The organism is Enterobacter soli ATCC BAA-2102 (assembly GCF_001654845.1).
Classification (GTDB): Bacteria; Pseudomonadota; Gammaproteobacteria; order Enterobacterales; family Enterobacteriaceae; genus Enterobacter; species Enterobacter soli.
In genome coordinates this window covers 64,554-85,147 of the sequence record NZ_LXES01000003.1, presented here as the reverse complement: position 1 = coordinate 85,147, position 20,594 = coordinate 64,554, and the positions used below count along the sequence as shown (strand labels likewise).

The 20,594-nt window shown below is 52.1% G+C and carries 21 protein-coding genes; 11 read left to right on the top strand and 10 right to left on the bottom strand.

Annotation, left to right across the window (positions count from 1 at the left end):
- The first annotated feature begins 8 nt into the window (after positions 1–8).
- Positions 9–281, top strand: coding sequence for a GNAT family N-acetyltransferase (locus M987_RS01285; RefSeq protein ID WP_014071634.1), 273 nt, complete (start codon positions 9–11; stop codon positions 279–281).
- A 126-nt stretch (positions 282–407) separates the two neighbouring features.
- On the opposite strand, the gene M987_RS01280 is transcribed toward M987_RS01285, so the two are convergent.
- Both M987_RS01280 and M987_RS01275 read right to left on the bottom strand, forming a co-directional pair.
- Positions 408–1,637 carry an amino acid permease gene (locus tag M987_RS01280; protein ID WP_014071633.1) on the bottom strand — a complete coding sequence of 410 codons (1,230 nt, stop codon included), beginning with the start codon at positions 1,635–1,637 and terminating at the stop codon, positions 408–410.
- 119 nt (positions 1,638–1,756) lie between these two features.
- Positions 1,757–2,218, bottom strand: coding sequence for a multidrug/biocide efflux PACE transporter (locus M987_RS01275; protein WP_014071632.1), 462 nt, complete (start codon positions 2,216–2,218; stop codon positions 1,757–1,759).
- A gap of 101 nt (positions 2,219–2,319) precedes the next feature.
- On the opposite strand from M987_RS01275, the gene M987_RS01270 reads away from it, so the two are divergent.
- From M987_RS01270 to M987_RS01255, 3 genes are all read left to right on the top strand, one after another.
- Positions 2,320–3,186 (top strand): LysR family transcriptional regulator, encoded by an 867-nt coding sequence (locus M987_RS01270; protein WP_014071631.1) that lies wholly within the window; start codon positions 2,320–2,322, stop codon positions 3,184–3,186.
- Positions 3,187–3,278: 92 nt separating this feature from the next.
- Positions 3,279–4,457 (top strand): acetyl-CoA C-acetyltransferase, encoded by a 1,179-nt coding sequence (locus M987_RS01265; RefSeq protein WP_014071630.1) that lies wholly within the window; start codon positions 3,279–3,281, stop codon positions 4,455–4,457.
- A 318-nt stretch (positions 4,458–4,775) separates the two neighbouring features.
- The gene (locus M987_RS01255) at positions 4,776–5,459 is read left to right on the top strand and encodes an oligogalacturonate-specific porin KdgM family protein (protein ID WP_014071629.1); all 684 of its coding nucleotides are present in this window, start codon (positions 4,776–4,778) and stop codon (positions 5,457–5,459) included.
- Positions 5,460–5,616: 157 nt separating this feature from the next.
- On the opposite strand, the gene M987_RS01250 is transcribed toward M987_RS01255, so the two are convergent.
- On the bottom strand, positions 5,617–6,792 hold the full coding sequence (locus M987_RS01250; protein ID WP_014071628.1) for an oligogalacturonate lyase family protein: 1,176 nt from the start codon (positions 6,790–6,792) through the stop codon (positions 5,617–5,619).
- Between the two features lie 411 nt (positions 6,793–7,203).
- Here M987_RS01250 and kduI point away from each other — a divergent pair, with 411 nt between their 5' ends.
- From kduI to araE, 3 genes are all read left to right on the top strand, one after another.
- Positions 7,204–8,040, top strand: a complete 837-nt coding sequence (gene kduI, locus M987_RS01245) for a 5-dehydro-4-deoxy-D-glucuronate isomerase (protein ID WP_014071627.1) — start codon at positions 7,204–7,206, stop codon at positions 8,038–8,040.
- 63 nt (positions 8,041–8,103) lie between these two features.
- Positions 8,104–8,865 carry a 2-dehydro-3-deoxy-D-gluconate 5-dehydrogenase KduD gene (kduD, locus tag M987_RS01240; RefSeq protein WP_014071626.1) on the top strand — a complete coding sequence of 254 codons (762 nt, stop codon included), beginning with the start codon at positions 8,104–8,106 and terminating at the stop codon, positions 8,863–8,865.
- Between the two features lie 296 nt (positions 8,866–9,161).
- Complete coding sequence (araE, locus tag M987_RS01235) at positions 9,162–10,595, top strand: arabinose-proton symporter AraE (protein WP_254916167.1); 1,434 nt, start codon at positions 9,162–9,164, stop codon at positions 10,593–10,595.
- A gap of 88 nt (positions 10,596–10,683) precedes the next feature.
- Here the strand turns inward: araE and M987_RS01230 are convergent, their stop codons facing one another.
- The 5 genes from M987_RS01230 to M987_RS01210 form a co-directional block, all read right to left on the bottom strand.
- Positions 10,684–11,811, bottom strand: a complete 1,128-nt coding sequence (locus M987_RS01230; RefSeq protein WP_014071624.1) for an oligogalacturonate lyase family protein — start codon at positions 11,809–11,811, stop codon at positions 10,684–10,686.
- A gap of 67 nt (positions 11,812–11,878) precedes the next feature.
- Positions 11,879–13,165, bottom strand: a complete 1,287-nt coding sequence (locus tag M987_RS01225; protein WP_014071623.1) for an ABC transporter substrate-binding protein — start codon at positions 13,163–13,165, stop codon at positions 11,879–11,881.
- 13 nt (positions 13,166–13,178) lie between these two features.
- Positions 13,179–14,306, bottom strand: a complete 1,128-nt coding sequence (locus tag M987_RS01220) for an ABC transporter ATP-binding protein (RefSeq protein WP_014071622.1) — start codon at positions 14,304–14,306, stop codon at positions 13,179–13,181.
- A gap of 12 nt (positions 14,307–14,318) precedes the next feature.
- Positions 14,319–15,221: a carbohydrate ABC transporter permease gene (locus M987_RS01215; RefSeq protein WP_014071621.1), complete on the bottom strand. Its 903-nt coding sequence runs from the start codon at positions 15,219–15,221 to the stop codon at positions 14,319–14,321.
- The gene (locus M987_RS01210) at positions 15,214–16,104 is read right to left on the bottom strand and encodes a carbohydrate ABC transporter permease (RefSeq protein WP_014071620.1); all 891 of its coding nucleotides are present in this window, start codon (positions 16,102–16,104) and stop codon (positions 15,214–15,216) included. The genes M987_RS01215 and M987_RS01210 overlap by 8 nt, the downstream gene beginning before the upstream one ends.
- A 546-nt stretch (positions 16,105–16,650) precedes the next feature.
- Between M987_RS01210 and wzz(fepE) the strand changes: the two genes are divergently transcribed.
- Positions 16,651–17,787, top strand: coding sequence for an LPS O-antigen length regulator Wzz(fepE) (wzz(fepE), locus tag M987_RS01205; RefSeq protein WP_014071619.1), 1,137 nt, complete (start codon positions 16,651–16,653; stop codon positions 17,785–17,787).
- 29 nt (positions 17,788–17,816) lie between these two features.
- Here wzz(fepE) and M987_RS01200 read toward each other — a convergent pair whose 3' ends face one another.
- The gene (locus tag M987_RS01200) at positions 17,817–18,140 is read right to left on the bottom strand and encodes a cupin domain-containing protein (RefSeq protein WP_014071618.1); all 324 of its coding nucleotides are present in this window, start codon (positions 18,138–18,140) and stop codon (positions 17,817–17,819) included.
- Between the two features lie 135 nt (positions 18,141–18,275).
- On the opposite strand from M987_RS01200, the gene M987_RS01195 reads away from it, so the two are divergent.
- Positions 18,276–18,968, top strand: coding sequence for an aspartate/glutamate racemase (locus M987_RS01195; protein WP_014071617.1), 693 nt, complete (start codon positions 18,276–18,278; stop codon positions 18,966–18,968).
- Between the two features lie 26 nt (positions 18,969–18,994).
- Here the strand turns inward: M987_RS01195 and M987_RS01190 are convergent, their stop codons facing one another.
- The gene (locus M987_RS01190) at positions 18,995–19,393 is read right to left on the bottom strand and encodes a winged helix-turn-helix transcriptional regulator (RefSeq protein ID WP_014071616.1); all 399 of its coding nucleotides are present in this window, start codon (positions 19,391–19,393) and stop codon (positions 18,995–18,997) included.
- A 177-nt stretch (positions 19,394–19,570) separates the two neighbouring features.
- Here M987_RS01190 and M987_RS01185 point away from each other — a divergent pair, with 177 nt between their 5' ends.
- Together M987_RS01185 and M987_RS01180 are read left to right on the top strand one after the other, a co-directional pair.
- Positions 19,571–19,996 (top strand): DoxX family protein, encoded by a 426-nt coding sequence (locus M987_RS01185; RefSeq protein WP_014071615.1) that lies wholly within the window; start codon positions 19,571–19,573, stop codon positions 19,994–19,996.
- 41 nt (positions 19,997–20,037) lie between these two features.
- Complete coding sequence (locus M987_RS01180) at positions 20,038–20,586, top strand: flavodoxin family protein (RefSeq protein ID WP_014071614.1); 549 nt, start codon at positions 20,038–20,040, stop codon at positions 20,584–20,586.
- The last annotated feature ends 8 nt before the right edge of the window (positions 20,587–20,594 follow it).

The window sequence follows — 20,594 nt, the reverse complement described above, 5'->3', positions numbered from 1 at the left end:
GAGGAACTATGGATATTCTGGAAGGCCATAACAAGTTTTATGTGAATGATGCTGACGGAAATCAGGTCGCCGAGATTGTGTTTGTCCCGACCGGCGAGCACCTGAGCATTATCGAGCACACTGATGTCGATCCGAGCCTGAAAGGGCAGGGCGTCGGTAAACAGCTGGTGGCGAAAGTCGTAGAGAAGATGCGCGGTGAGAACCGCAAGATTATCCCGCTGTGCCCGTTTGCGAAGCATGAGTTTGATAATACGCGGGAGTATGACGATATTCGGGCTTAACAGTATCGGGAGCCGGGATTGAAAAAGGGGCCGAGGTGGCCCCCTTTTCCCGTTCACGGGCGGTGAAGAATCAATTTTCTGCTGGAATCGAAGTGAACGGAACAGCCTGCGTTCTCATTCTTCGAATCACCCCACAAACATCACCGACACACACAACACCCCAACAATCAACGTCAGCAAATTCCCCACCGAACGATACTGCTTCAGCGATGGGATCAAATACGTCGACAGCGTCGGCATAATAAACAAAATCATGGCGATCAGCGGACCGCTGATGGCATAAATCATCGAAATCGCATTCGGGTTAATACAACACACCACAAAGGTAATCAGCGACACGCCCAGAATGGAAACCGCGCGGTTAAAGGCGCGGCTTTTCTTCACCCCGACCTGGTTCAGCGACGACTTCACAATCTCCGTCGCCCCCTCAATCACCCCAAAATAGGTGCCGAGGAACGATTTCGACATCGCGATAATGGCGACAATAATGCCGGAAATCCCAAGCCAGGCAGGAGAAGAGGGCATCATCGACAGCGCCGACAAAATCGTTACCCCTTCCTCTTTCGCCGCCACAATGTAAGACGGAGGAATGGAAAGCAGGCAGCTGAACACGAAGAACAGCACGCTCAGGCAGATAATCAGGTATGCCACCTTCATGATTTTTTTGCATTTACCCATGGCAGCGTCACCGTATTTCTCGCGACGATCGACCGCGAACGTCGAGATAATCGGGGTATGGCTAAAAGCGAAAACCATCACCGGGATAGAAACCCACACCTGGTGCAACGTATGTTGATCGAATGCCATCTGGCTGGTAAGCAGCTCAGGCTGCCAGCTACCGGTCAGATACAGCGACAAAAACAGGAAGTAGGCGATCAGCGGAAAGACCAAAAATCCCATCACTTTAATGGTGATATGCCGTCCCATCAGGAAGATCAGATTCAGCGCCAGCACCACGCCAAAACTCACCATCACCCGCACACTAAGATCAACCGTCATGCGCTTCGCCAGCTGTTCGGTGAGCGAGTTTGTAATCGCCACCGCATAAATAAGCACCACCACAAAGAAGGCGACAAAATAGAGCGTGGTGATCAGATTACCGATCTTCTTTCCGTAGTAGTGGCTAACCGCCCCGGTGATCCCTTCGTTGCCTTTTGTTTTCGACGACAGGATAAATTGCGCCAGCGCTTTGTGCGGCCAGTAGGTTAACGGATACGCCACGAGGGCAGTAATGAGCAGGACAATGGCACCTGCGGAGCCGAGCTGAATGGGCAAGAACAAGGTTCCTGCGCCCACGGCTGTGCCGTAGAGGGCGAAACTCCAGAGAGTCTCTTCTTTTGACCAAATTTTCGACATTAGAGCAACGTATCAACTATAAAACGAACAAAAAGGAGTGCAATTTACCATAATTATGAGAGGAGATCGCCGTTGCTTCTGAGGAGGTTGGCCGGAGCGGGTGTCCGGCCAGGGGAGGATTAGCCTGCCAGGGCGCGTCGTTGCTGGCGGCGCTTGATGAATCTATCGCGCAGAGTGTCATACGCCCAGTTATAGAACATGGTATAGGGCAGGAAGAACAGGAAGAAACCGATTTCCAGCGTAAATGCCTGAAGCAGCGTGACGCCGAGCACCGCAGACACGATGGTTACGCCGATCACGATAAAACCGCATTCAAATCCTAGCGCGTGCAGGGCGCGGACTTTGGCCGTGCGTTTTACCCGCTGTACGGGCCAGAAGCGGTCAAAGCCAAAGTTATAAATGATATTCCACAGCATCGCCGTGGTGGCCAGAATAATGGTCAGGCCGCCCATTTCAACGACTGAACGTTGCATTAACCACGCGGCCGTCGGGGCGAGGATCGCCGTGGCAATTCCTTCAAAACAAACCGCATGAAAGATTCGCTCCGGCAGCTTACGCTGGAGTGCATCCTGATGTTGCATAGTGACCTCGTTAATTCGCCAGAATGGGCGGTGTTGCGGCCTATTTTTATCGTTAAAGATGATATATAAAAGATGGTATCCATCGATAAAATAGATACTTCATGCGCTATTCACCCGAAGCCCTCACGGCGTTTGTTGAAACCGTTGCCGCCGGTTCGTTTTCTGCTGCCGCGCGTCGGCTGCGTAAAAGCCAGTCCACCATCAGTACCTCTATTGCCAATCTTGAGGCAGACCTGGGGTTCGAGTTGTTTGACCGCTCGGCGCGTCAGCCTGTCTTAACCGCGCAGGGCGAGCAGGTGCTGGGCTATGTACAATCCATCCTTGCCGCCAGCGCGCGGCTCGACGAGCTGGCGGTATCGCTGACAGCACAAACCGAAGCACGCCTGACGTTTGTGCTTTCCGATACGCTGAACCCGGACGTGCTGGAAGACCTGATGAAACAGTTCGACCAGCGTTTTCCCCATACGGAATTCGAATGTCTGATCGGCGAGGAAGAGGATGTTATCGATCTTCTCCAGAAAGAGAGGGCGCAGGTCGGGCTGACGGAAGCACGTGACAGCTACCCGACCGATATCGGTGCCACCCGGCTGCCCATGCAGACCCGGATGGCCATCTATGTTTCTGCCGAGCATCCCCTTGCGGCGCAACATCAGACGCAGGCCGACGAACTGCACGGCTGGCGCGAGTTGCGTCTGAGCACCTATCTTGAGCGGGAAACCACGCTTGCGCGGGGGCCGGTCTGGTCAGCGCCCAATTACCTGTTACTCTTGAGTATGGCGGTGCAGGGATTTGGCTGGTGCGCGCTGCCATGCGCGCTGGTGGATGAGTTCGCGGCGGCGAAATCACTGGTGCAGCTGAATGTTCCGGGCTGGCCGCGCGCGATCGGGATTGATCTGCTGTGGAACAAACGATCCCCGCCTGGCGTCGCCGGAAGCTGGCTACGCCAGTATTTGCAGGATGCACGCTAATCCTGTGACTAAACTCACTTTTTTTAAACAATTGCGTCAATTGTTGATAACAATCCTCTACTATCGTCATGTCATTTTATACAGAGGTCGTGATGAAAGATGTCGTTATAGTGGGTGCGTTGCGTACGGCTATCGGCTGTTTTCAGGGAGCGCTGTCGCGCCATTCTGCCGTTGATCTGGGCAGCGTGGTGGTGAAGGCACTGGTGGAACGCAGCGGGATCGCCGGGCATGAAATCGACGAAGTGATCCTCGGTCAGGTGTTGACTGCCGGTGCCGGGCAAAACCCTGCGCGCCAGGCGGCGCTCAAAGGCGGCCTGCCGAATACCGTGTCTGCAATTACCATCAACGATGTCTGTGGCTCTGGTCTGAAAGCGCTGCATCTTGCGACCCAGGCGATACAGTGTGGTGAAGCGGATGTGGTGATTGCCGGTGGGCAGGAAAACATGAGCCGCGCCCCGCACGTCCTCACCGACAGCCGTACTGGCGCGCAGCTGGGCAACAGCCAGCTTATCGACAGCCTGGTGCATGACGGGCTGTGGGATGCGTTCAATGACTACCACATGGGCGTGACGGCGGAAAATCTGGCGCGTGAATACGGCATCAGCCGTGAACTTCAGGATGCTTACGCGCTAAGCTCACAGCAAAAAGCCCGCGCGGCTATCGATTCCGGGCGGTTTCGCGATGAAATCGTGCCTGTCAGCACGCTCCGCCAGAGCGGTGAATCTGTTGTTGTCGACACGGATGAACAACCGCGTACCGATGCCAGCGCCGAAGGGCTGGCTAAGCTGAATCCCGCATTTGAAACCCTGGGCTCGGTGACGGCCGGGAACGCATCCTCGATTAATGACGGTGCCGCAGCGGTAATGATGATGAGTGAAAGCAAAGCTCAGGAGCTGGATTTACCCGTACTGGCCCGCATCAAGGCGTTTGCCAGCGTAGGCGTTGACCCGGCCTTAATGGGGATCGCACCGGTTTACGCGACCCGTCGCTGCCTGGAGCGTGCGGGCTGGCATCTCAGTGATGTGGATCTTATTGAAGTGAACGAAGCCTTTGCGGCTCAGGCTATTTCGGTAGGCAAAATGCTGGAGTGGGATCCACTGCGCGTCAATGTCAACGGCGGGGCGATCGCACTGGGTCACCCGATCGGCGCATCCGGCTGTAGGATCCTGGTGTCACTGGTCCATGAAATGATGAAACGTAATTCCCGCAAGGGGCTCGCCACACTGTGTATCGGCGGTGGGCAAGGGGTTGCGTTAGCGATCGAAAGGTAATATCCCATCAGCCGACACTAAAGCCTCCTGCCCGGAGGTTTTTTTTGACATCAAGAATCATATTTTTACGCTTTTAAGGTAAATCTAAAGTTATCAGTAATACTTGCACGCAAAATTATTTTCCTCGCTAAGTTCTTTGTGTGATCTCTCCCATAAAAATTCACGTTAAGCCCCTTTTTTTGTTGACGGGGTTCACGTCGATCTTTGCCAAAAAAAATGAAACAAATAATTACGATCCTTGTCACTAAAATTACGTTTATAAAAAAATAAACTGCAATTCCATAAAAACGAAACATTATTTCAATTGAGGGTTTTTTCATGTTTAAGAAATCTCTGGCTCTTGCGTCTCTTGTCGGTGCGTCTTTTGCAGCTCAGGCTGTTACTGTTGACTTACGTCATGAATACATTGATAGCGGCTCTAACGCAGACCGCGTATCTGTTTCACACCGTTTTGAAAACGGCTTAGGTTTTTCGGTTGAAGCGAAATGGAAATCTGGCGGTGATAAAGCTGACCAGCCGTTTGCGGATGTGGTGGGTAACGGCCACGAAGACCAGATTAGCTGGCGCTGGAAAGCAACGGATAATATCTCGTTGACGCCTGCGTTTACGATTGAGAGTAATGACAGTCGCACTATTTATAAACCGAACCTGCACTTGCAATATAGTTTTGATAATGGGTTCTATGTTGCCGCGCGTTACCGCTATGAATATACCCGTTACCCGTCAAGTTCGAATAAAGACGATGATAAAGTAAACCGTGGCGATGCGTGGGTTGGCTGGGTGATGGGCGATTTCCGTACCGAGCTGAACTATGTTTACGCGAAAAGCTCAGAAGGTGTGATTCGTAATAACAATAAAGATTACTCCAACGAATATAACGCCAAGCTGGCATACAAATTGGATAAAAACTGGGCGCCATATGTTGAAGTGGGTAACGTGGGCGTGAAAGATACCGATGAGCGTCAGACCCGTTTCCGTTTAGGTGTGGCGTACTCTTTCTAATAAATAATAAGCAGTGCCTCCGGGAAAAAGACCGGCTCCACGTGAGCCGGTTTTTTTGTGCCCGGAAAAACGCCGCCGGGCAAAGAGCACGCACCGAACCCAAAAAAAAGCCCTCCATAAAGGAGGGCAAGGCCAGTTACAGAAACACTAACTCAAATCATGCATGCAACATTTCAGGTTGCTCGGGGAGTTTCGCGATATAGAGTGCAGGTTTGCCGTCTTTATCGGAACTGTACAGAACCGCTTTATCATCCGGGGTAAAGGATGGATGCGGATGGGTCACCTGGCGGCTATTGGCCACCGTTGCCCAGGAGGTATCGTGACGGGCGATGCGGAAATACGCTTTTTTCGCCACATCAAAGGCATAAAGGTACGGATCGTTATCGATGGTATAACCGCTGGTATCCTTCACGTCGACCGGCGTGCCGGAGCCATCCCCAACCAGCATTGTGCCGTCGAAGTTGCTCATCAGGTGTGAACAGGCAGGCATCTGCATGACGGCATCGTTAACGCCGGTATCCGGGTTAAAGCTGTAAATCGTGCGGCCCTGTTGACCTTTCAGATACGAGACGTAAACCAGTGCAGAACCATTCGGCACCCAGAATTCGTGGGTGCAGCTTTCACCTTCTGCGTGCTCTTTCACTTTACGCACGTTGCTGCCATCTTCGTTGACCAGCCACATGCGGGCATCCACCAGGTCGTGCGGCCCTTCATGGCAGAAAGCCACGGTGTTGTCGTCGAACGGACGATAAATAGGGTGACCCAGCCAGTTTTTCTCTTCGTGGATGGTTGAGCTTTCACCGGTTTTAAGATCCACGCGCAGCAGGCGGCAGTGTGGCCCTTTATGGAAGAAGTCGTGGAAAATTTTCCAGTCGTTGAGCGGCGTCCAGTCACTTTTGGCAATCTCAATACCGACCAGTTTGGTACAGTCGCTATTGGCCACCCAGGTACCGTAACCCACCCATTCGTCAGAGACGCGGTAAACTTCTCGCTCGGCCAGAGTGTGTAAGTTCACCTCCAGCAACGTGCGATCGTTCTTCACATAATAGAAGGACTTATCATCCGGAGAGAGGAATCCACCAAAGGTGTTATCGCCAGTACCTTCAGTCAGCTGCACCGCTTCGGCTTTTTTCAGATCCAGCAGGTAGTAGTTCCAGTTCCCGTCAAACTCTCCTGCGAACAGCAGGTGGCTACCATCGTTAAAGAAGCACTTCTGATAGAAGTAGTTGCGATGACAGGTTACTTCGGGTGGGGTCAGGCGGGTGACTTCCACGCCCGTATCCGGATCGCGGCTGACCTCGTAGTTCAGCTTGACCCGCATACCTTTAGCCATAATGCACTCCTTTATACGATAAAAATTGAGTTAAAAACTGGGTGTTAAATTATCAAAACATCGTTTCAATATGTGTGACTGATGGCGCAATTTGTAAGAAAAATTGATGCGCGTGATGTCATCTTAGATTTTTAACGCTGAATGTTTTGTATACCGTCGAATTTCAAAGGTTTTATAACTTATTGTTTATTATGATTAACATCCAGAACGCTTTTAGCCATTTCTGCGTCAACCCCTCAACAATCGTGATCGAAACATCATTTCTGGCATAAAGACACAGAAAAAGTGAAACGTTGTTTTAAATACAATTGAAAAGCCATTTCTCAGGCGATACTATGTGCCTATCGAGAAAACGGAACGATGTTTCGTTAATTATTTTGCCTTCTGGCACGATCAATTCTGGAGGTTACCGTGGACGTCAGACAAAGCATCCACAGTGCGCACGCAAAAACGCTGGATACTCAGGGGCTGCGCAACGAGTTTTTAGTTGAGAAGGTATTCGAAGCCGACGCGTACACCATGGTCTACAGCCATATCGATCGCATTATTGTTGGCGGCATCATGCCGGTGGCAAAAACGGTTTCCGTGGGCAGCGAAGTGGGCAAACAGCTTGGCGTGAGCTACTTCCTGGAACGTCGCGAATTGGGCGTTATCAATATCGGCGGACCTGGCACTGTCACCGTAGATGGCCACTGTTACGAGATTGGTCATCGCGATGCTTTGTACGTAGGTAAAGGCGCGAAAGAAGTGGTCTTCGCCAGCATCGATAGCAGCAAACCGGCGAAGTTCTACTACAACTGCGCGCCAGCCCACACCACGTATCCAACCAAAAAAGTGACACCTGCGGACGTTGCCCCGGTCACGCTTGGCGACAACCTCACCAGCAACCGCCGCACCATCAACAAATACTTTGTTCCCGATGTGCTGGAAACCTGCCAGCTCAGCATGGGGCTGACCGAGCTTGAACCGGGCAACCTGTGGAACACCATGCCGTGCCATACCCACGAGCGCCGCATGGAAGTCTATTTCTACTTCAACATGGAAGAAGATGCCTGCGTGTTCCACATGATGGGGCAGCCGCAGGAAACGCGTCATATCGTGATGCATAACGAGCAGGCCGTGATTTCTCCGAGCTGGTCTATTCACTCAGGCGTGGGAACCCGTGCATACACCTTTATCTGGGGTATGGTCGGTGAAAACCAGGTCTTTGATGATATGGACCACGTCGCTGTTAAAGATCTGCGCTAGTCGCGGGCAGTTAAGCATAAACCTGCCTGTTCGTGACAGGCGTTAAAAGATTAAGGAACTAACATGATTCTGGATGCATTTTCTCTACAGGGTAAAGTGGCTGTGGTTTCCGGTTGTGACACCGGTCTGGGCCAGGGTATGGCATTAGGTCTGGCGGAAGCTGGCTGCGATATCGTCGGCATCAACATTGTTGAACCAACTGAAACCATTGAACGCGTTACCGCACTGGGCCGTCGTTTCCTGAGCCTGACCGCTGACCTGCGTAAAATCGATACCATTCCTGAGCTGTTGGATCGCGCTGTGGCAGAATTCGGCCATATCGATATCCTGGTCAACAACGCAGGCCTGATCCGCCGTGAAGATGCTATCAACTTCAGCGAGCGCGACTGGGACGACGTGATGAACCTGAACATCAAGAGCGTGTTCTTTATGTCTCAGGCGGCGGCGAAGCACTTTATCGCTCAGGGTAAAGGCGGCAAGATCATTAACATCGCCTCTATGCTGTCGTTCCAGGGCGGTATCCGCGTGCCGTCTTACACCGCGTCAAAAAGTGCCGTAATGGGCGTGACCCGTCTGCTGGCAAACGAGTGGGCGAAGCACAACATCAACGTCAACGCGATTGCACCGGGCTACATGGCGACCAACAACACCCAGCAGTTGCGTGCGGATGAACAGCGTAGCGCGGAAATCCTCGACCGTATCCCGGCTGGCCGTTGGGGCCTGCCGAGCGATCTGATGGGGCCGATTGTATTCCTGGCATCCCCGGCTTCTGACTACATTAACGGCTATACCGTGGCAGTTGATGGTGGCTGGCTGGCGCGTTAATTCCGCCCTCTGATGAAGAACCTCTGCCTTGCGGCGGAGGTTTTTTTTGCTCAAAAAATGTCATTATCCATACAGGTAAAGATGAAAAATCCATACCAAAAAATCATGAATGACATAAATCACGCTTTTATTGCTTAAAAATTAACTAATTAGTAAAAATATGTGATTATTCAGCATTAGTTGAAATTGTAATGTCCATCACAGATCGGTATGTCGCAGCGAAATTATCCATATCTTCGCAGATTCCCGCCTGACACTTTTTTTCGCCATCTCGTAATTTCAGTTAACGAATTTCGCTGTTCAGGCAGGAAAATATGACATCTATAAATGACTCTACCCTCATGCCCGGCGCGCTGCGCGATACCCGCCGCATGAACCAGTTTGTCTCTATCGCGGCAGCGGTAGCCGGTTTGCTGTTTGGGCTGGATATCGGCGTGATTGCCGGTGCGTTGCCGTTTATTACCGATCACTTTACGTTGAGCAGCCGCCTTCAGGAGTGGGTGGTGAGCAGTATGATGCTCGGCGCGGCCATCGGTGCGCTGTTTAACGGCTGGCTTTCGTTCCGCCTTGGGCGTAAATACAGCCTGATGGTTGGCGCCATTCTGTTCGTGGCCGGTTCACTCGGCTCTGCGTTTGCCACCGGTGTGGAATTGCTGTTGCTGTCCCGCGTACTGCTGGGCGTGGCGGTGGGGATTGCGTCGTACACCGCGCCGCTTTATCTGTCAGAAATGGCGAGCGAGAACGTGCGCGGCAAGATGATCAGTATGTATCAGCTGATGGTCACGCTCGGTATTGTGCTGGCGTTTTTGTCCGATACATATTTCAGCTACAGCGGTAACTGGCGGGCAATGCTGGGTGTGCTGGCGCTGCCTGCGTTGCTGCTGATTGTGCTGGTGATATTCCTGCCAAACAGCCCGCGCTGGCTGGCACAAAAAGGGCGTCACGTGGAGGCGGAAGAGGTGCTGCGCATGTTGCGTGATACGTCTGAAAAAGCGCGTGATGAGCTGAACGAAATCCGTGAAAGCCTGAAGCTGAAGCAGGGTGGTTGGGCGTTATTTAAAGCCAACCGCAACGTGCGGCGCGCGGTGTTCCTCGGCATGTTGTTGCAGGCGATGCAGCAGTTCACCGGCATGAACATCATCATGTATTATGCCCCGCGCATCTTCAAAATGGCCGGATTTACCACCACCGAGCAACAGATGATAGCTACCCTGGTGGTCGGTTTGACCTTTATGTTCGCCACTTTTATTGCGGTGTTCACCGTTGATAAAGCCGGACGTAAACCGGCGCTGAAAATTGGTTTTAGTGTGATGGCCATCGGCACGCTGATCCTCGGCTACTGCCTGATGCAGTTCGATAACGGCACGGCATCAAGCGGGCTGTCCTGGCTCTCTGTCGGCATGACCATGATGTGTATTGCGGGTTATGCGATGAGCGCCGCACCGGTTGTGTGGATCTTGTGCTCTGAAATTCAGCCGCTGAAATGCCGTGACTTCGGGATTACCTGTTCCACAACCACCAACTGGGTGTCGAACATGATTATCGGCGCGACATTCCTGACGCTGCTGGATTCGATTGGCGCGGCGGGGACGTTCTGGCTGTACACCGTGCTGAACGTGGCCTTTATCGGTGTGACCTTCTGGCTGATTCCGGAAACCAAAGGGGTAACGCTTGAGCACATTGAACGTAAGCTGATGAAAGGCGAGAAATTGCGGGATATCGGCGTCTGATGGTGTGCCCGGTGGCGCTACGCTTACCGGGCCTACAAAGTAGCGCCAAATGTATGCCGGGAAAGGCATCGCCGCCACCCGGCTTTTTTTACACCTTCGCTAAATACAGCGCCGGCATTCCTTCGGCATCCGAGGTATACAGCACCCACTCATCGTCAGGCGAAAATGACGGATGCGGATGCGTCACCTGACGGTCGCCATCCAGCACTTTCCAGCTGGTGTTGTGCTGGCAAACGGCCTTTTGCGTTCCCGCGCGAACATCAAATACCCAGATAAACGGATCGTTGAGGCTGATATCTCCGGTATTGTGCGGTGCGCCGTCACCGACAATCAGCGCGCCATCGTGGTTGCTCATCAGGTGAGAGCAGGGTGGGATCGACATCAACTGGCGGTTTTCCAGCGTCTGCGGATCGGCGCTGCACAGATAGCGTTTCGGGTCGTTCTCTTTATGCTCCACGTAATACAGCGCGGAGCCGTCCGGGACCCAAAATTCATGGGTGAAACTCTCGCCGGGCGCGTGCTGGCGAACCTTGCGCACGTTGCTGCCGTCGGCATTAATCAGCCACATGCGCGCGTCAATGGCGTCACGCGGGCCTTCATGGCAAAACGCGACGGTGGTGTCGTCAAACGGGCGATAGATCGGATGCCCGAGCCAGCGGTTTTCCTGCAACATCACCCGGCGTTCACCAGTGCGTAAATCGATATTGATCAGGCGGCATTCAGGCTGGGTAAAGTAAAACGCGCGGAACTTGCCCCAGTCGGTCAGCGGCTGCCAGTCGCTCTTTTTGATTTCGATCCCGACAAGCTTTGTGCACTCTGAATTTGCCACCCAGGTGCCATACGCCACCCATTCGTCGTCAACGTCATAGACGATAAACTCCTCAAGGCTGTCGAGGTCGACGCGCCGGAGTTCGCGGTTATTTTTTACATACCACAGGGATTTATCATCATCCGATAAAAAGCCGCCAAAGGTATTATCCCCGGCTCCGTCGGTAAGCTGGGTTGCCTGTTGTTTCGCAATATCCAGCAGGTAGTAATTCCAGTGGCCTTCGAACGCACCGCCAAAAATCAGCTTGCTGCCATCACGGGTGAAGCATTTTTGATAGAAGTAATTCCGGTGACAAATAATGTGCGGGGGCGTCATCCGTATCACCTCGTGCCCGGTTGTAGGATCCTGGCGAGTGCGAAAATTCAGCGGGATGATTTTGCCTTTCATTTTTCTCTCCTTGAGATAAAAAAATACCCCGCCACCGTCAGTGGCAGGGTATGTTCTGGCCGGGGGCTTAGCGCATAGCGCGTTTCAGGATACGTTCAGCCTGACGCTGGAAGTCAGCGGCAGTTTCTTCTACGGTTTTCTGGCCATAGTCGATGTACTGAAGAGAGGTGCCGAACTGGGCCACAATCTGCGGGTCATCAAAGTAAGGTGATACGGACAATTTCGCTGGCAGAGACTGCGCCAGACGCAGGCCCGCAACGGAAGGATCGCTCTCTTTGATGGTGCCGTCTTCAGTCAGGAATTGCACCGCCGCTTTACTCAACGGCACGCCACGCTCCAGACCCAGCGTATCCACACCTTCTTTGCTGTTCAGGAGGAAGTTAATCAGCCTGGCTGCGGCTTCCGGGTTTTTGGTGGATTTACCAATCGACAGCATCTGTGCCGGTTTGAAGAACAGGCCCGCATCGGTAGCACCCGGCAGCATTGGGTAATTACCCAGCTCCAGTTTTGCTGGTGGCTTCAGGTTGTCGGAATATTTGTTAATGGTGGAGTTCCACATATAGGTTCCGCCCCATTCACCCTGGATCCACGGCTTCATCTCGTACATGTTGCTCTTACCAAATGACGCATAGTATTTGGTGTCTGGCATAACGTGGCTATCAACCAACTTTTTATAAGTCTGGAAGAATTCCACCCACTGCTCTTTGCTGTAGGAGAATTTTTTGGTCTGCTCATCCACAGCCGGGATGTTGTACTTCTGGATCATGTAGGAGTTCAGCAGCGCCAGGGTGTCCTGGTGTTCCAGCACGACAGGATAATACTGCTTGCCAAGCTTGCTCTCGAAGGCCTTACCTGCGGCCATCAGCTCATCCCAGGTTTTCGGGTATTCGACACCCGCTTTTTTCCAGGTTTCGTCATTAAAATAGAACACGCGCGCGGTGACGGAAATTGGAATACCGTTCAGCTTGCCGTTCACCGTGGTGGATTGCAGCTCTTTTGGATCGAACTGGCTCAGGTCGATCACATCTTTCATTTTGTTCAGATCGTAGAAGCCTTCCCCGTTTTTGGAGAAGATCGGCAGCCAGTTCCAGTTCGTTTGCATTACGTCCGGTTCGGTGCCGCCAGCAATCTGGGTGGTCAGACGGGACAGGTGACCGTCCCACCCGGTGTATTCCGCTTTCACGTTAATATCCGGGTTCTGCTTGTGGAACTCTTCCAGCGCTTTCAGGGTAACCTGGTGGCGGCCATTACCGCCCCACCAGGACATACGTAAATCAACATCTTGTGCCATCGATGGCAAAGCAGTAAGGCCCAGGGTAGCGGAGATAGCGGCGCTTAAAAGCACTTTTTTCATTTTTATAACTCCATTAGAGAGAGATGTTCTGTTCAGTTTTTGCGTCAAAAATATGACATTTATTCATATCAAACTTGAAGTACACCTTACGATGAAGGCCTTTATCAATCATTGGCTTAGCTTCGTCGGAAGGAATTCGGGCGGTCAGTTCGTAGTCCGCGACTTTCAGGTACACAAAGAACTCATGACCCATGTTTTCCACACGCACCATCTCGCCGCTGCAACCACCTTCCTGGAAGGGTTCGTCTGAGAGCGAAACAAATTCAGGGCGCACGCCGTAGAAGATCTCCTGGCCCGCATAGCCGGACACTTTCTCCTGCTTTTCACCGTTGAGCGGCATGGTTTCATTGCCGATGGTGATATGCAGATGTCCCTCTTTTTCCACCAGTTTGCTGGCACGAATGTTCATTTCTGGCGCCCCGATAAAGCCCGCCACGAACATGTTCTTCGGTTTGTGGTAGAGGTTATCCGGAGTATCCACCTGCATGATGTGACCGAGCTTCATCACACAGATGCGGTCACCCATGGTCATCGCTTCGGTCTGGTCGTGGGTCACGTACACGGTGGTCGCTGGTTTACCGGATTTCTTCAGCTGCTTGTGCAGGTCAGAAATACGGATGCGCATCGAGGCGCGCAGTTTGGCGTCGAGGTTTGATAAAGGTTCATCAAACAGGAACACGTCCGGCTTTTTCACAATCGCGCGGCCGACGGCCACACGCTGCGCCTGGCCGCCGGAAAGCTGGCGTGGCAGGCGGTCGAGCAGCTCTTCCAGCTCCAGAATTTTCGCCGCTTCATTTACCTGAGATTCAATCTGATCTTTTGGCAGCTTGCTCAGCTTCAGACCGAAGGCCAGGTTTTCACGCACCGTCATGTGCGGATACAGCGCATAGTTCTGGAACACCATCGCAATCCCGCGCTCTTTCGGCGCCAGGTTGTTAACGATTTTCTCGCCAATGCGCACTTCACCGCCGCTGATGGTTTCCAGCCCGGCCAGCATTCGCAGGGTGGTGGATTTCGCGCAGCCGGATGGCCCGACGATCACCATGAATTCCCCTTCAGCGATTTTCAGGTCGATAGCATGTACCGCTTTGAAGCCGTTGGAGTACACCTTTTCCAGTTTGTTGAAGATAACTTCAGCCATGATATTTCCCTCTTAACCTTTAATTCCGCTGCTGGTTACGCCCTGTACGAAGTAGCGCTGTGCCAGGAAGAAGACAATGATGGATGGCAGAATGGAGATGCTCGCCATTGCCAGAATTTCGTTCCACGGCGCACCTTCGGTGACGTCGATGGACATTTTCAGAGCCAGTGCAATCGGGTATTTGTCCACGCTGTAGACGTAAATCAGCGGCCCGATAAAGTCGTTCATTGACCACATGAACTGGAACAGCGCGACCGAGATAATGGCCGGTTTCAGAATTGGCACTACCACGTACCACAGCACCTGGATGGAGTTACAGCCGTCAATCTGTGCCGCTTCTTCCATGTCACGCGGCACACCACGCAGGAACTGGATCAGCATAAAGACGAAGAACCCTTGGGTGGCAAACGCCAGCGGCAGGTACAGCGGCATATAGCTGTTCAACATGCCCATTTCACGGAACATCAGGTACTGCGGGATAAGCAGAACGGTGCTTGGCAGCAACATGGTGGTGATGAGCGTCGCGAACCAGAATTTTTTCCACGGGATCTCGAAGCGGGCAAAACCGTACGCCACGATGGTGGAGGAGATAATGGTCAGGATCACTTTCGGGATCACATACTTAAAGGTGTTCAGCATGTAATGGCCGAAGTTGTATTCAGTCCCGGTTTTCCAGCCGTTAATAAAGCCGTCCCAGGTGGCGTGTGCCGGCCACAGGCTCAGGGTGGTAAAGATCTCGTGGTTCGGTTTGAACGACGCCGAGAACATCCACACCAGCGGATAGAGCATCAGCAGGCCGACAAACAGCAGGATCACATAGCGGATACTGGCGTTGATTTTCTCTTTGCGCAGCGTGCGAGCCACTTCGCGCTCAGCAATGCTTCTCGCCGTGGAGAGTTGTTGGATATCAGCCATTTTTGCCTCCTTTATCGGCGGAGTAGAACACCCAGTATTTCGAAGACTTAAAGGCGATAGCGGCAAAGACGGCAACCACCAGGAACAGGATCCAGGCCAGCGCAGCGCCGTAGCCCATATCAAAGTATTTGAACGCGGTGTCGTAGATGTAGAGCGAGAACAGGTAAGTCGAGTAGGTTGGCCCGCCGCCGGTAATGACATACGGCCCGGTAAATTCCTGGAACGCCTGGGTGGTCTGCATGATGAAGTTGAAGAAAATCACCGGCGTAATCAGCGGCACGGTCACTTTCATGAACATCTGCCATTTTGATGCGCCATCGATCATTGCCGCTTCATACTGTGACTGCGGAACGTTTTGCAGCGCGGCAAGGAAGATAACCATCGCAGAGCCGAACTGCCAGACGCGCAGCAGGGTCACGGACATCAGCGCCAGAGAGGGTTCACCCAGCCAGTTCACCGGGTCAAAGCCAAATACGCCAATAAAGCTGTTCAGCAGGCCATCGATGGCAAACAGTGCACGCCACAGAACCGCAATTGCTACGGAGCTGCCGAGGATCGACGGAATATAGTACGCAGTACGGAAGAATCCGATGCCGCGTAATTTAAAGTTCAGAACAAAAGCAATTCCCAGAGCAAATGCCAGTTTTAATGGAATGGTCAAAAATACATAGGCAAAAGTTACGCCCATGGATTTCCAGAAGAGAGTATCTTCCGTAAACATGTAACGATAGTTCTCGATGCCGTTAAACACCGGCGGGCTCATCAGATCGTAATCAGTAAAACTGAGAAAGAACGATGAGACAAAGGGAAACGCGGTAAAGATTATCAGCCCGATTATGTAGGGTGATATCCACGCTAGCCCCAGCATTTTGTTTTCATTCATACATACCTACCTGGCAATCAATGGTTTTAAAACGGAATCCGATTGTGATGCTGTCGCCCCATGCCTGATGGCTGGCCCGGGGATGTGTGTTTGGTATGAAACGCGTTACGGTTACTCCATTACCTTATGTTTTATAAAACGTTTTTCTGAGTTGGTCTGACAAGCCCTGTCAGGGTTTTAAAAACTAGCGAACCGTTGTTCTTGAATACTAAAACATCGTTTTATTTTATTTTATTGCTATTTGTTTCCGCGTCATTCGCTTAATGATGGAAATGTGATCGATGTCGAAACGCTGTTTCAATAAAGTGAGGAAGGTGGCATTTTTAACCCGAATGAGAGTCAGCGAAAAACGCCTGAAGAGTGGATGAGGCGTGAGAAAGAAGGATTAACATACGTGATATCGCGCAAATTTTTACTACTAATTCTGATAGTCGGGTATCAGGTTTTAAACTTTTGGCATTCAGATAATTCTTACTTTCTTGTATCATCGATCGCTCAGGGACCTCTCAGGCAGATTCACTGCGCCATCAAAATAGAAGAATTGCTATGTCAGTCATGGATTTTAAAAAAAATACGGATGTGGATTTTTCCCGTCATGCCTCCCCGGCACATGAGTATAAAGAGATTGACCTTCTGGGATTATTGGATGTCTTGTGGGTCGCAAAAAAACGTATTCTGGTCACGGCTTTCGCCTTTGCCGTAGCAGGCCTGGCAATGGCATTTATCCTGCCGCAAAAGTGGACCAGTAAAGCGGTTATTACACCGGCAGAACAAACTCAGTGGAACCCACTACGACAGATGCTGGTGGCGCTTCAGGTGCTGGACGTAGACGTAAAAATTACACGTCCTGACGTATTCAACCTGTTTATTAAAAAATTCCAGTCGCAGTCGCTGCTTGAAGAATATATGACCTCCTCGCCGTTTGTTATGGCGCAGCTGGAAGGTGCAAATATTGATCCTGTTGAGTTGCATCGCGCCGTGGTCAATATTGCCGAGCAGATGAAAGCGGCGGATAACACCATGGCAAAAGATGCTGATAAAGCGCCTTATGCGTCCTGGACGTTGAGCTTTACGGCACCGACTGCGACAGATGCACGCACCGTGCTTGAAGGTTATATCCAGTTCGTATCCGCGCTGGTTGAAAAAGAAACGATGCAGAACATTCGTAATCAGGTCACGCTGAAAACGCGAATGGAGAAAGAGCAGCTGGAACTAGACCGGGTACGCCTGACCAATATTCACAACACCAACCTGCAACGTCTGAACTATTCCCTGGAAGTGGCCAATGCCGCCGGGATCAAAAAGCCGGTCTACAGTAATGGCCAGGCGGTTAAAGATGACCCGGATTATTCCGTGGCGCTGGGCGCTGACGGTATTGCGCAAAAGCTGGAAATTGAAAAATCGATCAAGGATGTTGCTGAGCTGAACTCTGATTTCCAGAACCGTGAATATCATCTGGCTCAGTTGCAGAAACTGTCTGTTGAAGATGTGAAGCTCGAGCCGTTTAAATATCAGCTGTCACCGTCTCTGCCGGTGAAAAAAGATGGCCCGGGCAAGCTGGTTATTGCGCTGCTCGCAGGCATTGTTGGCGGGCTTTTCGCCTGCGGCTTTGTGTTAGTTCAAAATGCGATGCTGATGCGCAAGCCTTTAGCGGAACCTCTTCCGGAAGCGGAAATGCAATAAAAAGAGGGCGGTGGTGACACCGCCTTTTTTTATCGCAGAAAATCTTCGCGCACAGGTGTGAAGGTATCAAGCAGTGTGCCGGGTTTCAGGCACACGCAGCCATGCATAATGTTCGGCTCTTTGTAGAGCGTATCGCCCGCCGTCACGACATGTTTTTCATCGCCAATGGTGAATTCGAACTCGCCGGAAAGCACATAGGTTAACTGCTCGTGCGGATGGTTGTGCATTGGCCCGATGGCGCCCTGCTGGAAATTTACCTCTACCGCCATCATCTTTCCGTCATGTGCCAGAATTCGGCGAGTCACACCGTTTCCGAGATCTTCAAGCGTTGTCTCTTTGTGAAAAATAAACATATCTAGCTCCGCAAGGTAATGAAACATTGTTTCATTTAATTTATATCACTGCGCGATAAAAAGAAACGGCTAGCCAAAGAACTGGAAACAGGATCACAAGTTTGCTTCACTGGAAGAAACATAGAAGGAGAGAGTATGAAAACGATCGGTCTGTTAGGTGGTATGAGCTGGGAATCAACCATTCCGTATTACCGCCTGATTAATGAAGGGGTGAAGCGACGTCTTGGCGGGCTGCACTCCGCAAGCCTGCTGCTGCACAGCGTCGATTTCCATGAGATAGAAGCCTGTCAGGCGAGCGGTGAGTGGGATAAAGCCGGTGAGATCCTGGCGCAGGCGGCGCTGGGGCTGGAGCGTGCGGGTGCAGAGGGGATTTTGCTCTGTACCAACACCATGCACAAAGTGGCATCACACATTGAATCGCGTTGTTCGCTGCCATTCCTGCATATTGCCGATGCCACCGGGCGTGCGATTACCGCTTCCGGAATGACGCGCGTAGCGCTGCTGGGAACCCGCTACACCATGGAGCAGGATTTTTATCGTAGGCGACTGAGCCGTGAATTCGGGATTGAAAGCCTGATCCCGGATGAGACCGACCGGGCGCGCATTAATCAGATTATCTTTGAGGAGCTTTGCCTTGGGACCTTCAGCGAGCCGTCGCGCGAGTACTACGTCAGCGTGATTGAGAAGCTTGCACAGCAGGGTGCAGAGGGGGTTATTTTCGGCTGTACAGAGATTGGTTTGCTCGTGCCGGTCGAGCGCAGCCCGATCCCGGTGTTTGACACGGCAGCCATTCATGCCGCGGATGCCGTTGAGTTTATGCTCTCCTGAGCAGCCCGACGCCGGGCTTGCCCGGCTCAGTCTTGTTCGTTGGCGGCATCATACGCTGATTGCGCGGCGACGATCGCATCCATATTCTTTTCTACCCAGTGCGCCAGCACGGTGACTGTATCAGTGAGCGTCTGGCCGAGCGGCGTCAGGCTGTACTCTACCGTTACCGGCACGGTGGCAAACACTTCTCGCGAAACCAGACCGTCGCGCTCCAGCTTGCGCAGCGACTGAGTCAGCACTTTCTTGGTGATCCGCTGAATATCACGTTGCAGGTGATTAAAGCGCATCGGCCCATTTTCCAGACGTGCAAGGATCAGCAGTGCCCATTTATCGGCGATACGTGCCAGCACGTTGCGAGTCGGGCAGCGTTCATCGAACACATTATAAGGCGGCATCTCTTTCGTTATGGTTTCAGAGTCAGTCATGGTGGTTCCCTCGAGGTAACCAGGTGAGGTAAAGGTGCCTTCTTACGCAAGCGAATGTTTGCGTGTATAAAACGACGTAAGGTTTCTATTTGATACCAGGGAACCGAAAATGGCAATCGGGAGTCGGTTGTCTTTCGTTGAATGCGCCCCTGCACGTGGGCAAAAAGAAAAATCACCATGCTGAAAACCATTGATTCCGTTTTTACTCGTTACACCAACCACCCCGATTTTGGCCGCCTTTTATTGCGGCTGACCTTTGGTATTTTGATGCTGTTTCACGGTGTGGCAAAAATTGACCATGGCGTTGGCTGGATCTCCGCGCTGCTGGAACAAAAGGGGTTACCGGGCTTTATCGCCTACGGCGTATTTATCGGTGAAATCGTGACACCGGTGCTTATCATCATTGGCTGGCTGACGCGGCCTGCTGCCTTCATTTATGCCTTCAATATCCTTGTCGCCACGCTGTTGGTGGGGATGGGAAAATTCTATTCTCTGACCGATGTGGGAGCCTGGGCGCTGGAAAGTGAAGCGCTCTATTTCCTGGGTGGGTTATGCATTATGTTCCTCGGCGCGGGAAAATATGCCGTATCGCGCCAGCCGTAAATGTTTGACTTCATAAGTAATATTCCATCAGGAGACACATTATGAGCGTTGTAGTTATCTATTATTCCGGCTACGGCCACACAAAACGCGTAGCTGAAACGGTTGCTGAAGGCGCGCGTGCTGATTTGATCGCGATTGACAGCAATGGCGATATTCAGGAAAGCGACTGGCAAAAACTTAACGATGCAAAGGCGATTATTTTTGGCGCGCCAACGTATATGGGCAGCGTGCCGTGGCAGTTCAAGAAGTTTGCCGATGCCACGTCGAAAGCCTGGTTTGTGCGCAGCTGGCAGGACAAAGTGTTCGCGGGCTTTAGCAACAGCGCGAGCCTGAACGGTGACAAACAAGTGTCTCTTCAGTATCTGCAAACGCTGGCTTCACAGCATGGCGGTATCTGGGTGAGCCTGGGTCTGCCACCGTCAAACACCCAGGCGGCCACTCGCCAGGATATCAACAACCTGGGCGGTTCTGTCGGGCTGCTGGTGCAGTCGCCGTCAGACGCGGACGCAGGTGCGATTGCATCTGGCGATCTGGAAACCGCAGTGAAATTCGGTGAACGTGTGGCTTCTGTCGCGAAACGTTTCAACTGAGTTGACGG